The organism is Acinetobacter sp. P37, from assembly GCF_057480965.1.
In genome coordinates this window covers 15537-30600 of record NZ_JBLIYY010000019.1, presented here as the reverse complement: position 1 = coordinate 30600, position 15064 = coordinate 15537, and the positions used below count along the sequence as shown (strand labels likewise).

Annotated in this window: 15 protein-coding genes; 3 read left to right on the top strand and 12 right to left on the bottom strand. The window is 40.3% G+C overall.

The window, feature by feature from the left end:
* Positions 1–38: 38 nt before the first annotated feature.
* From AC25JC_RS14795 to AC25JC_RS14785, 3 genes are all read right to left on the bottom strand, one after another.
* Positions 39–848 (bottom strand): hypothetical protein, encoded by an 810-nt coding sequence (locus AC25JC_RS14795; RefSeq protein WP_180115511.1) that lies wholly within the window; start codon positions 846–848, stop codon positions 39–41.
* A 257-nt stretch (positions 849–1105) separates the two neighbouring features.
* A complete protein-coding gene (locus AC25JC_RS14790) occupies positions 1106–1906 on the bottom strand; it encodes a thioesterase family protein (protein WP_180115512.1) in 801 nt (266 codons plus the stop codon).
* Between the two features lie 270 nt (positions 1907–2176).
* On the bottom strand, positions 2177–2863 hold the full coding sequence (locus tag AC25JC_RS14785; protein WP_486924322.1) for a YggS family pyridoxal phosphate-dependent enzyme: 687 nt from the start codon (positions 2861–2863) through the stop codon (positions 2177–2179).
* Between the two features lie 125 nt (positions 2864–2988).
* On the opposite strand from AC25JC_RS14785, the gene AC25JC_RS14780 reads away from it, so the two are divergent.
* Positions 2989–4026 carry a type IV pilus twitching motility protein PilT gene (locus AC25JC_RS14780; RefSeq protein WP_078190026.1) on the top strand — a complete coding sequence of 346 codons (1038 nt, stop codon included), beginning with the start codon at positions 2989–2991 and terminating at the stop codon, positions 4024–4026.
* A 27-nt stretch (positions 4027–4053) separates the two neighbouring features.
* Positions 4054–5175 carry a PilT/PilU family type 4a pilus ATPase gene (locus tag AC25JC_RS14775; protein ID WP_078193100.1) on the top strand — a complete coding sequence of 374 codons (1122 nt, stop codon included), beginning with the start codon at positions 4054–4056 and terminating at the stop codon, positions 5173–5175.
* Positions 5176–5254: 79 nt separating this feature from the next.
* On the opposite strand, the gene fur is transcribed toward AC25JC_RS14775, so the two are convergent.
* Positions 5255–5692, bottom strand: a complete 438-nt coding sequence (gene fur, locus AC25JC_RS14770; protein WP_078193101.1) for a ferric iron uptake transcriptional regulator — start codon at positions 5690–5692, stop codon at positions 5255–5257.
* A 112-nt stretch (positions 5693–5804) separates the two neighbouring features.
* Between fur and AC25JC_RS14765 the strand changes: the two genes are divergently transcribed.
* Positions 5805–6203: an outer membrane protein assembly factor BamE gene (locus AC25JC_RS14765; RefSeq protein WP_078193102.1), complete on the top strand. Its 399-nt coding sequence runs from the start codon at positions 5805–5807 to the stop codon at positions 6201–6203.
* Between the two features lie 43 nt (positions 6204–6246).
* Here the strand turns inward: AC25JC_RS14765 and AC25JC_RS14760 are convergent, their stop codons facing one another.
* From AC25JC_RS14760 to AC25JC_RS14725, 8 genes are all read right to left on the bottom strand, one after another.
* Positions 6247–6573 carry an RnfH family protein gene (locus AC25JC_RS14760; RefSeq protein WP_180004252.1) on the bottom strand — a complete coding sequence of 109 codons (327 nt, stop codon included), beginning with the start codon at positions 6571–6573 and terminating at the stop codon, positions 6247–6249.
* Positions 6573–7655: a hypothetical protein gene (locus AC25JC_RS14755; RefSeq protein WP_180004250.1), complete on the bottom strand. Its 1083-nt coding sequence runs from the start codon at positions 7653–7655 to the stop codon at positions 6573–6575. The genes AC25JC_RS14760 and AC25JC_RS14755 overlap by 1 nt, the downstream gene beginning before the upstream one ends.
* A 142-nt stretch (positions 7656–7797) precedes the next feature.
* Positions 7798–8253, bottom strand: coding sequence for a bacteriohemerythrin (locus tag AC25JC_RS14750; protein WP_078190032.1), 456 nt, complete (start codon positions 8251–8253; stop codon positions 7798–7800).
* A gap of 263 nt (positions 8254–8516) precedes the next feature.
* Positions 8517–9365, bottom strand: coding sequence for a class II glutamine amidotransferase (locus AC25JC_RS14745; protein ID WP_111885279.1), 849 nt, complete (start codon positions 9363–9365; stop codon positions 8517–8519).
* Positions 9366–9574: 209 nt separating this feature from the next.
* Positions 9575–10483 carry an acetylglutamate kinase gene (gene argB / locus AC25JC_RS14740; protein ID WP_078190033.1) on the bottom strand — a complete coding sequence of 303 codons (909 nt, stop codon included), beginning with the start codon at positions 10481–10483 and terminating at the stop codon, positions 9575–9577.
* 10 nt (positions 10484–10493) lie between these two features.
* Complete coding sequence (locus tag AC25JC_RS14735) at positions 10494–11918, bottom strand: phosphomannomutase/phosphoglucomutase (RefSeq protein ID WP_486924321.1); 1425 nt, start codon at positions 11916–11918, stop codon at positions 10494–10496.
* Positions 11919–12492: 574 nt separating this feature from the next.
* Positions 12493–12945, bottom strand: coding sequence for a dUTP diphosphatase (gene dut, locus AC25JC_RS14730; protein ID WP_111885270.1), 453 nt, complete (start codon positions 12943–12945; stop codon positions 12493–12495).
* Between the two features lie 64 nt (positions 12946–13009).
* The gene (locus AC25JC_RS14725) at positions 13010–15049 is read right to left on the bottom strand and encodes a UvrD-helicase domain-containing protein (protein WP_078193107.1); all 2040 of its coding nucleotides are present in this window, start codon (positions 15047–15049) and stop codon (positions 13010–13012) included.
* Positions 15050–15064: the final 15 nt, after the last annotated feature.

The window sequence follows — 15064 nt, the reverse complement described above, 5'->3', positions numbered from 1 at the left end:
TTAGGAATGACAAAGAAGTGTATGGTCCTACATCCACCTTAATCCGCAGGAAAAGCATTTGGTGGTGGGGCATATTGGCTTGTAGGTTTGACTTGATCACGTGGTGCATTTAGCTCATAAATAACCGTACCAATCACACCTGTATTGTTAATCGAGCCACTGGTAGAGTGCGCTGCATATGAATCTTTAGGTTTACTGAAGGTAAATGAAGCCACTGCACTATTGCTCTTACGGAACCCTTCAATATCCAAATGACTATAAGGCCACAGCACATAACCACTGTTGTAACGTGATGCACGCTGTCCATTTAATACATCCAAACCATCTACACTTGCCACTACCTCAAAGGTTTGTGGGCTGTTATTGGTATAATGCAATACATAGCTTTGGCCATCATTAGCAGATAGAAAGTATTGCTGCCCATCTCGATATAAGGCTAAATTACGTCCACGCTCGTCTTTCACTGAAAAGCTAACTTTGCCCGCCGCCAAGGAAATGCTGTTAATACTACGCCCTGAAAAGTCTTTTCCTGCATAACGGATTTGCGACTCAGCAATAGGCGTTGAACTTAAGCGTTTTAAATTGACGGGTTTAACCGATGAACTGATTTCATCCCCCCATTTCGTTCCAAGACGCTGCTCATCCTTAACTTTATTGTTACTTAAAGAAGCTGAAGTTCGACTGGCAGTCATGCTCGGTGTAGATACTTGAGCCATTTCACTTTCAATTTGAACATCTGAACTCATGTCATCTGCTGATTGCTGAACTGGTGCCGAACTACAGGCCGATAAAATTAAACTAAAAAAACCGCCCAACAAACTCCAAATCACAATCCATCTATTTTTCATTGCTCTGCCCTTTATTAGAATACTTATCTTGCCAGTATAAAAAACTAGGCTGAACAATAGTGCTGCAAATTGTTGACTTATGCTAAGCACTGTAACCAATAACCGGATCAGATTCATCCAAATAACATACAGCTGGAATTCAACTAACCCAGAATTTGATTGCATTCATGATTGGAATAATTAAGGCCTAACAATATCCCTAATACTTTCAATATAAAGTAGCAATGAACACAATCAAATTTGCATTGTGTTATCTGCTATTCTGAAATTTTACGCAGCGTAAGGATTTGTTCGCTACGTCCAAATGGGCCATTAACATCATGTAGGATTGAGCTGGTTAATCCGATTCCGTCGTCACCATATTGCTGTACAGTTTCTAAACCTAGCCACTGCCCCTGCGGCATTCGATGCAAATGAATTTGAAGGTCTAAATTTGGAAAACCCCATTTAAACGGCCAGTCTTGACGTGGCACAATGCCATTTGCTGTATCAACCAACCCCATTAAGCGCACGAAATCACTACTCGTTTCGCCCTCAATCATTTCATGAGGTGTGTTTAACCAAACAATACCCCGACCTGCTCGTCGTTCATGGCTTCGTGCCTCAATAGAGTGAATAAAACCACCGGGCCATTGACGAATCCCCTCCCAAAGAGGCGCTTGTTCAGGTCCATTGACCGACTGGTCTTCAAGTCCATGAGCGATTTGACTGTTTTGCGTCATCATGCGCCACGTTCGCGCCACAATACAAACTTTGCCTTGAGCACGCATTTCAGACTCAATCAACTCAATGGTTTTACCTGGGCGTATCACCTTACTGACTATTTCAAACTCTCCCGCAGGAATTAAGCCTAAAATATCCAAACTAATTCGCCCTATGCGCACATCTTCACGGGGTAAAAATCGATCTAGTTCTGCGCAAATAATGCCTGTTGCAGGTGCCATATGTTGCTCATGTTCATTCCATGCGCCCTGTGCTAAGACTGTTGAACGATAATGTGCTGTGACAATGCCTTGCGCATCCGTATTACGCTGAATCAGTTGATAATATGCCATCATGAACTTTCCTATTTGTCCAAAAATCAAATCACTTTCATCTCAAAATGTGCGTGACATCCTGCTTGTTTTGTACGCAACTTTGCTGGAAAGTTCAATTTTAAAGCCCAAATTTGAACCCGAGGGTTTCAAAATTTGAGAAAGAGGAAATGATGTGCTTATTTAAATTATTTTGATTGAAATACTTTTTTTAGCTTTGCGTTTTGAAATAATTGCGGATTTAGCAAGTGCATAAGGCACCTTGTTCTCAGCACCTCGGCACTTGCATAGTCATTATTTGGAATAATCACGTGCACCAAATAAGGCTGTGCCTACACGCACCATAGTTGAGCCTGCGGCAATAGCATCAACCATATCGCCCGACATTCCCATACTTAAAGTATCCCAATCTTCAGGGTGGGCATGCTCTGCTTTAACTTGCTCAAAGAGCTGCCGAGCATCAAAGAAAGCCTGAGTATTGTTAGGCGCAGGAATCACCATGAGCCCGCGCAATTTTAAATTTGGTAATAGACTAATTTGACGAACCAACTCTGCAACTTCATCAGGAGCACAACCATCTTTTGAATCTTGATCATCAATATTCACTTGTAGACAAATATTTAATGGCTGTTGTGAAACGTCACGTTGAGCTGATAAACGCTCTGCAATAATCAAACGATCGACGCCATGTACCCATGCAAAGTTTGAAGCCAAATGTTTGGTTTTATTTCGCTGTACATGACCAATGAAATGCCATTCAATCTCTAAATCGGCCAAAGCCTCAATTTTTTCAAGCGCTTCTTGCAGATAATTTTCACCAAATGATCGTTGCCCCGTTGTATACATTTCTCTTAGCATTTCAGCAGGATGCGTCTTAGATACAGCCAACAATTCAACCGACTGCTGTGGTCGACCCGCAAGTTGGCAAGCCTGCTCAATTTGCTGCAAGACTTGATTTCGTGCTTCTTGAAGTTTATTCATTGACGGGGTTCTCATTTCATTCATCTTTTTTTGCATTGCCCTGCAACTAAGTGTTGGTTAAGCTGTGGGAAAGCCTTATTATTCTATCAAAATAATTAAGATTTAATTTTTATCTCGGGGATTTTATGGACATTACAGAACTATTGGCCTTTGCTGCCAAAAATAACGCTTCGGATTTACATTTATCTTCTGGTATGCCACCAATGATTCGTGTGGATGGTGAAGTTCGTCGTATCAACCTTCCTGCTCTTGAACACAAAGAAGTGCACAAATTGGTTTACGACATCATGAACGATAAACAGCGTCGTGATTACGAAGAAAAATTAGAAACTGACTTTTCATTTGAAGTACCTGGTGTGGCTCGTTTCCGTGTGAACGCATTTAACCAAAACCGTGGTGCTGGTGCCGTATTCCGTACCATTCCTTCAAAAGTACTAACCATTGAAGATCTTGGCATGGGCCAAATCTTCAAAGATATTTGTGAATATCCACGTGGCATCGTATTGGTGACCGGTCCAACAGGTTCGGGTAAATCAACCACGCTTGCTGCGATGGTTGATTACATTAACGACAACCGTTATGACCATATTTTAACGGTCGAAGACCCGATCGAATTTGTACACGAATCAAAAAAATGCTTGGTCAACCAACGTGAAGTACACCGTGATACCCACGGCTTTAACGAAGCACTTCGTTCCGCACTGCGTGAAGACCCGGATATTATCTTAGTCGGTGAGATGCGTGACCTTGAAACCATTCGTTTGGCACTGACAGCCGCTGAAACAGGTCACTTGGTCTTCGGTACTCTACATACCACCTCTGCGGCAAAAACCATTGACCGTGTGATTGACGTATTCCCTGCTGAAGAAAAAGACATGGTTCGTGCCATGTTATCTGAATCACTTCAAGCCGTAATTTCACAAACCCTACTCAAGAAAAATGGTGGCGGTCGTGTGGCTGCGCATGAAATCATGATCGGTATTCCTGCGATCCGTAACTTGATTCGTGAAAACAAAGTCGCGCAAATGTATTCTGCGATTCAAACGGGTGCCAACTACGGTATGACCACACTCGATCAAAGCCTAAAAAATCTTGTCGCAAAAGGCATTATTAGTACGCAGACGGCACGGACTGCAGCGAAGCAACCCGAATCTTTCTTGTAATTTTTTTATTTTTTTGGGGCGATCGTTATGGATTTTAACGGCTTACTTGATTATATGGTGGAGAAAAAAGCATCGGATTTGTTCATTACAGCCGATGTTGAACCTTCGATTAAAATCAATGGGCAAATTTTGCCAATTGGCTCGACTAAGTTACCGGGTCCGACTGTCGGTCAAATTTTACATTCGATAATGTCTGAAAAACAGCGTAAGGAATTTGCCGATACGCGTGAATGTAACTTTGCCATTAGTAATACCAGCAAATCTGCTCGTTTTCGTGTCAGCGCATTTCAACAACGTGACCAGCCAGGTATGGTATTGCGTCGTATTGAAACCGTCATTCCAACGATGGATGAGTTGAAATTACCGCCGATTTTAAAAGAATTGGCGATGACCAAACGTGGCATTATTATTTTCGTAGGTGCAACAGGTACGGGTAAATCAACCTCTTTGGCGTCTTTGATTGGCTATCGTAATGAAAATAGCAAAGGTCATATCATTACCATCGAAGACCCGATTGAATTTGTGCATCAGCACCGAGGTTGTATCATTACTCAACGTGAAGTGGGGATTGATACCGACTCTTTCGAAGTTGCCTTAAAGAACACGCTACGTCAGGCACCAGACGTGATTCTGATTGGTGAGATTCGTTCACGTGAAACCATGGACTATGCGATTGCCTTTGCTGAAACGGGTCACTTGGTTTTTGCTACTCTGCATGCCAACAACGCCAACCAGGCCATCGACCGTATCATTCACTTCTTTGAAGCGGATCGTCATAGTCAGCTGTTCATGGACTTGTCTTTGAATTTAAAAGCAATGGTTGCGCAGCAATTGATTCCAACCATTGATGGTAATTCACGTCGTGCTGCCATTGAGATTTTGATCAACTCACCTTTAATTTCAGATTTAATCCGTAAGGGTGAAGTGCACGAAATTAAAGACCTGATGAAGCGTTCTCGTGAACTGGGTATGCAAACCTTTGACCAAGCTTTATATGATCTATATAAAGCCAAGCAAATTAGCTACAAAGATGCGCTCAAACATGCCGATTCACCGAACGACCTGCGTCTACAGATTAAATTGTCTGAAGAAGGCGGTGAGCATTTACTGCGTGCAAATTCAAATATTACCTTTGATGGTCAACATTAATTCTGCATGATGCTTTCGGAAATAAAAAAACAGACTTCATATGAAGTCTGTTTTTTTATTTATTCTCATCCGCATCGGATTATTTTTTACGATATGCTTCTTGGCATTCAGGTGCATCACAATAGCCATAAAGATTTAATGAGTGACCTGTAAGTTGGAAACCAAATTTTTCTGCCACTTGATGTTGCTCATGCTCAATCACATCATTAGTAAATTCCACCACTTTATTGCAGTTTTGACACACAATATGGTCATGGTGATCTTCTTGCATAATCTCAAAAACAGAATGATTGTTTTCAAAATGATGGCGTTGAATAATACCTGCAGCTTCAAACTGTGTTAACACGCGATACACAGTTGCTAAACCCACATCTTCACCCTGTTCAAGTAAAGTCTTATAAATATCTTCTGCGCTTAAGTGATGTTGTCTTGAATTTTCAAGCAATTCCAATATTTTAATTCGTGGAAGTGTAACTTTAAGTCCAGCTTTACGTAAATCTTGATTTGAAATAGGCATGAAAAAAGGTCTCTCAACAAAATTAAAGTTGGAATATGCAACAAAGTGTAGATGCAGTATGATCTATCCTTGGATCAAATGCATCATAATTAATTTGGGATAGTTTAGCAAAATGCAAAAAATCATGCTGACGTTATTCGTCACTTCATTGCTCGTAGGCTGTTCAACCTTGGGCGTTTATAAAGTTGATATTCCACAAGGTACACCTTTAACTCAAGCACAAGCGGCTAAAATTCAAGTGGGAATGAGCCACCAACAAGTTCGCTTTTTGCTAGGTAGTCCAACTGTTGCCGATCCAATGAATCCGTTACGTTGGGACTACATTTATAAGTATACCCCAGGAACATATGCTAAAAAAGCCAAGATTCCTGCTGCACATGGTCAACACTTAAAAATCTTCTTTGACCAAAACGGTATCGTTCAAAAAATTGAAGGCTTAGAAACCATTCCAGAGTCTCAACCTGGCTTACCAGGTTCTAAAGAAGCGATTTTAACTGCGCCACCACTATAGTCGCTTTCAGATAAAAATAAACCCCTAAATTTAGGGGTTTTTTTTATAAGTACAATTGTTTGAAACGATTGCCTCGACAATAACGACCAACGGGATTTTTCTTGGCGCGATTACGACGAATATCTTTCGGATTAATGGTTAATGCACGATAGATTTCGACACGATCACCTGCTTCAAGTAACTGAGATGAATCGCTTACACGCGCCCCGAAGATTCCTAGTGTTAATACTTCTGGTAAATCTACTTGTTTTCGAATGCCACTTTGCACAATAGCATCTTCAACCGTCATACCGGGATTAAAGATTAGAGGAATTAATATCTGCTGTTCCACGCTCGCATAAGCCACCCACACTTGTAACTGAGCTGTCATTAGAATAACTGCCCAATCACAGCCACCAATGCCAATATTATTGACAAGGGCACTACGATACGTACAGCAATACGCCAAATATTATAAAAGGTTTCATGACTGAAGTTCATTGACTTACGTAGATGACTAATCTTCATAATCCAACCTGCGAAAATCGCATAAATCAGACAAATAATTAAGCCCCAAATCAACAAGGCAATATTAAATACTGGAACAACAGTGCTCAGTGCCCATACAAAAACCGCAACCAATAAAATCGCCCATTGCACCACTATGGCCAATTGGCGTTGTTGTAATTGTTCACGTGCCATTTGAATCAGCAATGCTGAAGCTGCGACTAAACCCACAACCAGTGCTAAAGCAGATACTTGTGCTTTTGCTGCGAAAAAGGCAAAAGCAACCACTGCCAAAAGTTGAGCGATCCAAATCGGAAATACCGTTTTGCTTGCAATCTCTTGTTGCTTCACGGCTGGTAAACTTGACTGCCAATACAAGCCCATCCCCAAACCACTTGCTACGAGCGCCAAGACAGTTGCATTGCCCCACTCACTAAATTCGAGCGCAGTCATTTTCCACTCTGGTAAGGCAGTTCCCATAACATTCGCTAAAACTACTGCAGCAATCACACCAATAGCGGTCAAAATCACTAAAAATTGGCGTGGTACAAACGACAATGCAAATGCAATGACCGCAAGGACAGCCAAAATAATGCTATAGGCAAAGCCATTAGCTGTAAAAATTGCCACATATTGCGACGCGGCTGAAAGCATGGCACCTGCTAAAAATGGAATAAATACTACGGCAAGCCAACCGACTATACGCCATTTGGGTGAAGCATCCGCATCACGTGTTAGCGAAGACAGTGCTTGAACTGCTGTAATTTTTGAACGTTTTGCTAAAGCAATTTCCAAATAACATAGCGGTAAAGCTAAAATAAGCATTGTACCTAGCCACAACAGCCAGAAATCTAGCTGACGTTCAATTTGAATACCTGTTACCGGTGCTAAAGTTGCAATAATGATAAAAGATAAACAGAACGCCATCAGTGGCGATAACCATTTCGACATCGCATTGTCCTGCATGACAAATTCCTTTGAAAATTCTAGCGCTATTTTGCCTTGCTGTGCCTTGAAAATCAAAAACAAAAAGCAAATCACCTTAAAGGTGATTTGCTGCGCAAATGATATTATTAGAATTTAATTGTTTTTATTTCATTTTTTGAGGTTATGAAAAGAAACGTGCAAACCAATTTTTGCCTTTTTTCTTTTCTTTTTCTTTGATGATACCCATCATATTTTCTTTAACCGCACCGACATAATCAGCATCATCGTGCTGAATATGGTTAATCAGCCATTTTGAAAGCACTTCATGTAATTCATTTTCAATCGCATGCCCCATTTCAAAACGGTCACGGTAAGATTCAATTTTTTTAATAAATAAATCATGTACGCGTTTATGTGGCACACGATATTTATAACCCGCTTCTTCTTGTAAAGATTCTTCGAAGGTAAAATGTGATTGCGTGTAATCAATAATGTTTTCCAGAATTTGTTTTACACGATCACGATCTGTATTTGCGTCAATGCCATCAATTTCATTGATGTAGTCAAGAATCCGTTTGTGTTGATCGTCAATCACATCGATACCAGTATTGTATTCTGGAACCCATTTCATTTTCATTACGACCACCTATAAATATGAAGGACTTATCACGTAAATTTCATCATATAATTAAAGAACTTAAATAAAAATGAAGTAAAAAGGTTGGTTTTAATTGAAATACTGCCATTTATATTGTAATCAATTGTTTTTATTATGTTAATTTATTTAATCCCGAGTATAAAGCTAAGATATTTTTTAATCAATTCAATATCTTAGAAAACACCCTTAATTCAATAAAGTGTAAGATATTCATTTTTATAATGAATATCTTTCATTCAAAATTAATACTGATCTGCACGTGTGACACGTTTTAAAGATGGGTCCAGCCGCTCACGTTCTAAACGTTCAACAACCGTCTTTGCAGCACGTATCGGACGACCATGTTGAAATAAAATCATTTCACCCGGCTCAAATGCTGTCCAAACTTCGTTTTGCGTTAGGGGTTCAGTGGTAATCACGGCAACACGGTCTTCAGGCGTAGTGACTTCACTAAAATCGACTTCAACATCAATATCAATCAACTGTGCAGGCTGAAATGGAAACTCTCGAACCAGCCAATGCAGCTTGGTAATCGCATAACTAAATAGCGCCTGCCCATTAGACAAACAAAAATTAAAGGTGCCATGTTCTGCAATTTTAGGAGAAATTTCTAATAACAGATCAAACACCTGATCGAGTGTAGGTTCGGTATAACCAAAACGTTTCACCATTTGCTCGAGCAAATAGCAAAAGGCCAATTCACTGTCGGTATTGCCGACGGGGCTGAAGCGCCCTGTGAGCTCAGGCTGAAAGCCATGTAGGTCGCCATTATGTGCAAAAATCCACTGTCTGCCCCACAATTCACGACTAAATGGATGTGAGTTTTCAAGATTAATTTTGCCTTGTGTCGCTTTACGAATGTGTGCAATCACATTGCGAGATTTAATCGGGTAGTTTCGGATCAGCTCAGCAATCGGAGACTCTACAGCAGATTGATTGTCGACAAATAAACGACATGCTTTATCTTCAAAAAAAGCGATACCAAAGCCATCACAATGATCTGAGGTAATTCCTGCTCGCTGCGAAAATCCCCGAAACGAAAAAGTTATATCGGTAGGAGTCGCACAATTCATTCCGAGCAGCTGGCACATATCGATCATTTCAGCAGTAAATCTATGATTTCTCTATTGTGCATGACAGTTTTAGTTGTTGTAAATCTAAAATCGGCGCCATTGTAAGAGTTTTTATAATCCAACAGGGCAAATACATTATTTGATCTTTTCAAAAGTTACTTAGCCAACTGATAAATAATAAAAAAGCCTCAAAAGAGGCTTTTTTATATCAAAAAATGCTAAGTATCTTAAGCTTTTTTCACATTGGTTCGATTGGTGATTAATGTACCCACACCATGATCCGTAAAGATTTCAAGTAATGTTGCATGAGGTACACGACCATCAACAATATGTGCGCTGATTACGCCGCCTTTGACTGCATCTAATGCACAGCCAACTTTCGGAATCATGCCGCCATAGATCACGCCAGTTTCAATCAAACGATCGACTTCTTGGGTGGTTAACCCAGTCAGCAGATTTTTATTTTCGTCTAAAACACCCGTGATATTGGTCAATAAAATTAGCTTTTCCGCACCCAATGCTTCAGCCACTTTACCTGCAACCAAGTCAGCATTGATGTTATAGGTGTTGCCGTCTTCGTCTACACCTAATGGTGCAATCACAGGAATAAAATCGCTTTGGGTAAACATTTCAAGTACGTCAGTTTTCACACCAACCACTTCGCCAACTAGACCTAAATCAATCTGTTTTACTGAACCATCTTCGGCTGTTTTTTCCATCAATAATTTTTGCGCACGGATCAAATTACCATCTTTACCCGTTAAACCAATTGCACGGCCACCGTGTTTATTGATTAAGTTCACAATCGATTTGTTCACGCTGCCGCCCAAGACCATCTCGACAACTTCCATCGTTGCAGGATCAGTCACGCGCATACCGTCGATACGATCAGACTCACGGCCTAATTGTTTGAGGAATGAATCCACTTGTGGACCACCGCCATGAACCACAATCGGATTTAAACCAACCGTTTTCAGCAGCACGATATCACGTGCAAATGAGCTCTCAAGCTCAGGATCGGTCATGGCATTACCACCATACTTCACTACCAGCGTCTTACCCGCAAAACGTTGAATATACGGCAAAGCTTCCGTCAGGATTTGTGCTTTGTCGATGCCAGTATGTTGATGTGGCATTTGCCTCTCCTTATTGAGCATCTGGAATGTCATGAGCAATGTCTGGATAGTGCTCAACTAACATGGAAACAAACAGATCTCGTATTTCTTTTAAGCGTGCTGATGAGTTGGCATCAAAGCGTAAAGTGAAATACTCACCTGTATTCGATGCTCGAATGATGCCAAATCCATCATCAAAATCAAGGCGTATTCCATCAATTTTACTGATTTGTGCTGGAATTCGCGCAGAATTAGCTTCAACCTGCTTTAAAACTTCCGCTGGATCATGCTGATGCGTACTGACATATAAATCTTCGGTACTAAAGCGCTCCGGATATTTCGCCAAAGCTTCTGACAATGTCAGCCCCTGAGTTTGAATATATTCTAAGACCCTTAAGGCAGCATATAGACCGTCGTCATAGCCACCACCACGACCATCATTAAAAACATAATGCCCTGCGTATTCACCACCAAAAACCGCTTTGCCTTTAGATTGGGAAATATATTTTCGCAAGAAACTACTACCTGTTCGAATCATGACAGGCTGCGCATCTAGATCACACACGGTATCGCGAATCATCGTTGAACATTTCACATCAAACACCACTTCTGCATGTGGTTTTTGAGTCAAACAAATTTCAGCAAATAAACACAATAATCGATCTGCAGAAACGACTTTGCCAGTTTCATCAATCAGCACTAAACGATCTCCATCACCATCTAAAGCAATGCCAATATCGGCTTTTTGTAGCTGTATGGCTTGGCGGAGATGGGTTAAATGTTTGAGCTGTGATGGATCTGGAGCATGATCAGGGAAATGTCCATCAGCTTGGCAACGTAATGCCAAAACTTCACAGCCTAATTTATTTAATAATAAGGCTGCACAATGCCCAGCTGAACCATGCATGCCATCGATCACAACTTTAAGCGGTTGCTGTAAATGAATGTCATCTAAAATAAATTTCTGATAGGCCAAACAATATTCAGGCTTGATTTCGTGTGGCTCAAGTTCAGTCATCAAATGCACACGTTCCGATGAAAAACAATTTCGTGCTTCGACTGCAACGTGTTGAATCATCTCTGGACAAGGTGGCTCACCTTTGATAATCCACTTGATACCATTATCTGATTTTGGATTATGGCTCGCCGTCACCATAATGCCATTGCCTTGAAATTGTCCCGCAATAAAATACAACATCGGGCTTGAGCAGCAGCCAATAATTTCCGCTTCAAGGCCAGCCTCATGGCAGACTTTTTGAATTATTTTTGCATAGGTTGGACCGGTTAAACGCGCATCATAGCCAATGGCAAGTCTCTTTTGCCCTACATCTAAATATTGTTTGACTAAGCCACAAGCAATTGACTGAACTAAATCAGCATTTAAGAGCGATATTTTCCCGCGAATGTCATATGCACGAAAAATATGTTGCGGAAAGTGACTAAACAGTGAACCCATACTATGTTCTTCTAATTACATCTTTATTAATTAAAAAATCTAAAATTCTATTGAGAATTTAAGCTTTTAATTAAAGGATAAAATCCTGAAAAAAAGTGTAGCTTTTTTTATAACAAATTTAGTTAACAATCAATTAATAATATTTAAATACTGATCTAAAAATTACACTCACAATTATCCAATAATTTATTTTTAAAATAAAATCAATAGCTTAAATTAATAAAAATATCAAATTATCATTCAGTCTTAAATATTTTACTTTTCAAATATTTTTGATTATTTATTCAAATGTGTATAAATATAGTAAATCGATCAAATTTAAACCAATACACAAAATTCTAATTATTCTTTACCCTCACCCCTAAAATATAAACCAAGTAAACTCATCAGAATTAAAAATCCTGATAAGATCCAAAATACTCTAAATATAGATTTGAATTTGAATTTGAATTTGAATAAATTAAAATTTAAATAAAATGATATAAATAAAAACCATCACGAGGATGGTTTTTTATTCGCTACTTGATTGTAGGCATTTACTTGTCAACACACTGGATCAAAAGTCTCGCGCTGATTAGTTTTTACCTGTATGACCAAAACCGCCTGCACCACGTTCAGTGGCTTCAAACTCATCTACAATATCAAACTGAGCTTGTACAACTGGCACTAAAACATATTGTGCTAAACGCTCACCCGGCTCTAGGCTAAATGCCGTTTGGCTACGGTTCCAAACAGATACCATCAATTCACCTTGGTAGTCTGAATCAATCAAACCGACCAAGTTACCCAACACGATTCCGTGTTTATGACCTAAGCCTGAACGTGGCAGAATTAAACCTGCAAAGTTAGTGTCTTCGATATAAATCGATAGGCCTGTTTTTACCAGAACAGTTTGACCCGGTTCAATTACGGTGGTTTCTTCTACACATGCACGGAGATCAAGACCTGCCGAACCTGCTGTGGCATAAGTTGGCATTGGCCATTCCGTACCTAAACGTGTGTCGAGAACTTTAACTTGAACTTTCATGGTTCATTCCTGTTTCAATAAAACGAATTTCAAAAAATAAATAAAATATTCTACGCATTAAGCTTTAACGCTTAATCAGCGCGCGTAAATTTTCTAAATAATGCTGTGCTTGCTGTTTAGGATCGATATCCCCTGCCAGCTTTTTCTTGCGCCCTAACCACTCCAATTCATCTTGTGGCAGTTCGTCCAAGAAACGGCTTGGTGTCATTTGTCGCATTTGACCACCGGCTTTACGCTGCTCTGCAAGAGTCATGGTTAAACCTTGACGTGCACGAGTAATCCCCACATACATCAGTCGACGTTCTTCCTCAACCGTGTCGGCAGCAATGGAGTTTTTATGCGGTAGAATTTCTTCTTCCAGACCAATCAAATAAACGAATGGAAATTCCAGACCTTTCGACGCATGAAGTGTTAACAAATTGACTTTATCGGTGTCTTCTTCTTCTTGTTGCTGTTCTAACATATCGAGCAGCACCATTTTACGAATCACACTTTCAATGTTCTTTTCATCTACATCTTCAGCGCGGTTTATCAAACTTTGAATACTGCTATATAGCACTTCAATATTATCCAGTTTGGTTTTTTCCTGCGCAGGAGTAGCAGCAGACTCTTTAACATAGTCGATATAACCTGCTTCAATCATCATGCGACGAATAATGGGAACAGGCTCATCATCTTCTAATAATTCACGGGTAAAGGTCGAAATAAAGTCTGCAAATTCAGCCAATTGGGTTGTAGCTTTTTTCGGAATCGCCATGCTCAAGCGCTGATCCCCTGCTGCACTGAGCAAAGACAAATTACTTTCCTGCGCAAATAGACCAAGCTTTTCCAAAGTCACAGGACCAATCGCACGTTTTGGTGTATTGATAATTCGTAAGAATGCGCTGTCATCTTCAGGGTTAATGATCAGACGCAAGTAGCTCATCAAGTCCTTAATTTCAGCACGAGCGAAGAAAGACTGACCACCCGATAATTTATACGGGATCTGCATTTGGCGTAGCTGTGTCTCCAAAGCACGTGCTTGGAAATTACCACGGTATAAAATGGCGTAGTCTTTCCAATTTTTACCGTTCATCAGCTTGTGTGTAATTAAGTCTTTTACGACGCGTTCTGATTCATCATCGTCATTACGACAAGTAATCACGCGGATCACTTCACCATGGCCTTTATCTGACCAAAGCTTTTTATCGAAAATATGTGGGTTATTGCCAATAACTGTATTGGCAGCTTTTAAAATACGACTGGTCGAGCGATAGTTTTGCTCAAGCTTAATCACTTTCAGATTACGGAAATCTTCCTTCAATAAAGCCATATTCTCAGGCTTAGCACCACGCCATGCATAAATCGATTGGTCATCATCACCTACCGCGGTGAACTGTCCCATGACACCCACGAGTAATTTCACCAAAATATATTGCGCGGTGTTGGTATCTTGATATTCGTCGACCAATAAATAGCGGATTCGATTCTGCCAACGATCGCGCACTTCTGCATTTTCTTGTAATAAGCGCGTCGGCATGACAATCAAATCATCAAAATCCACAGCATTGTAGGCACGTAAATTACGCTCATACAGTTGATACAGATGTGCAAACTGAACGTCTTCTGCTGTTTCACAGGTGGTATGCGCTTGCTCAGGTGGAATCAGATCGTTTTTCCAATCTGAAATCATTTTCATGGCTTTGGCAATCAGCTCTTTACTTTCTGCACCGGATAAATTGTCGCGATGCATTAAGTCCATCAAAATGCGTTTGCAGTCATCTGCATCTAAAATTGAAAAGTTATTTTTCAGTGGTGTATTTTTTAATTCCAAACGGAGCATGTTTAGCCCGAAGTTATGGAATGTAGAAACCGACAGCCCTTTTGCCTCTTCACGGCTCATCAGCTTCGTCACACGCTCTTTCATTTCACGCGCAGCTTTGTTGGTAAAGGTCATCGCGGTGATACGGTGCGCAGGAATACCACAATGCTTCACCAAATAGGCAATTTTACGGGTAATCACCGATGTTTTGCCTGAACCTGCCCCTGCAAGTACTAACAAGGGTCCTTGAGTGTATTTCATTGCTTCAAGTTGCTTGTCGTTCAACTGACTTGCCAGTGACATAGTCTTTCCTCTTAT

What these genes read in the sequence shown, in the direction of transcription:
- AC25JC_RS14765 (WP_078193102.1), top strand. Translation starts at nt 5,805, where the DNA reads ATGCAAAAAATCATGCTGACGTTATTCGTCACTTCATTGCTCGTAGGC.
- AC25JC_RS14725 (WP_078193107.1), bottom strand. Translation starts at nt 15,049, where the DNA reads ATGTCACTGGCAAGTCAGTTGAACGACAAGCAACTTGAAGCAATGAAA.
- dut (WP_111885270.1), bottom strand. Translation starts at nt 12,945, where the DNA reads ATGAAAGTTCAAGTTAAAGTTCTCGACACACGTTTAGGTACGGAATGG.
- AC25JC_RS14760 (WP_180004252.1), bottom strand. Translation starts at nt 6,573, where the DNA reads ATGACAGCTCAGTTACAAGTGTGGGTGGCTTATGCGAGCGTGGAACAG.
- AC25JC_RS14780 (WP_078190026.1), top strand. Translation starts at nt 2,989, where the DNA reads ATGGACATTACAGAACTATTGGCCTTTGCTGCCAAAAATAACGCTTCG.
- argB (WP_078190033.1), bottom strand. Translation starts at nt 10,483, where the DNA reads ATGCCACATCAACATACTGGCATCGACAAAGCACAAATCCTGACGGAA.
- AC25JC_RS14750 (WP_078190032.1), bottom strand. Translation starts at nt 8,253, where the DNA reads ATGAAAATGAAATGGGTTCCAGAATACAATACTGGTATCGATGTGATT.
- AC25JC_RS14755 (WP_180004250.1), bottom strand. Translation starts at nt 7,655, where the DNA reads ATGCAGGACAATGCGATGTCGAAATGGTTATCGCCACTGATGGCGTTC.
- AC25JC_RS14745 (WP_111885279.1), bottom strand. Translation starts at nt 9,365, where the DNA reads ATGTGCCAGCTGCTCGGAATGAATTGTGCGACTCCTACCGATATAACT.
- AC25JC_RS14735 (WP_486924321.1), bottom strand. Translation starts at nt 11,918, where the DNA reads ATGGGTTCACTGTTTAGTCACTTTCCGCAACATATTTTTCGTGCATAT.
- AC25JC_RS14785 (WP_486924322.1), bottom strand. Translation starts at nt 2,863, where the DNA reads ATGAATAAACTTCAAGAAGCACGAAATCAAGTCTTGCAGCAAATTGAG.
- AC25JC_RS14790 (WP_180115512.1), bottom strand. Translation starts at nt 1,906, where the DNA reads ATGATGGCATATTATCAACTGATTCAGCGTAATACGGATGCGCAAGGC.
- AC25JC_RS14795 (WP_180115511.1), bottom strand. Translation starts at nt 848, where the DNA reads ATGAAAAATAGATGGATTGTGATTTGGAGTTTGTTGGGCGGTTTTTTT.
- AC25JC_RS14775 (WP_078193100.1), top strand. Translation starts at nt 4,054, where the DNA reads ATGGATTTTAACGGCTTACTTGATTATATGGTGGAGAAAAAAGCATCG.
- fur (WP_078193101.1), bottom strand. Translation starts at nt 5,692, where the DNA reads ATGCCTATTTCAAATCAAGATTTACGTAAAGCTGGACTTAAAGTTACA.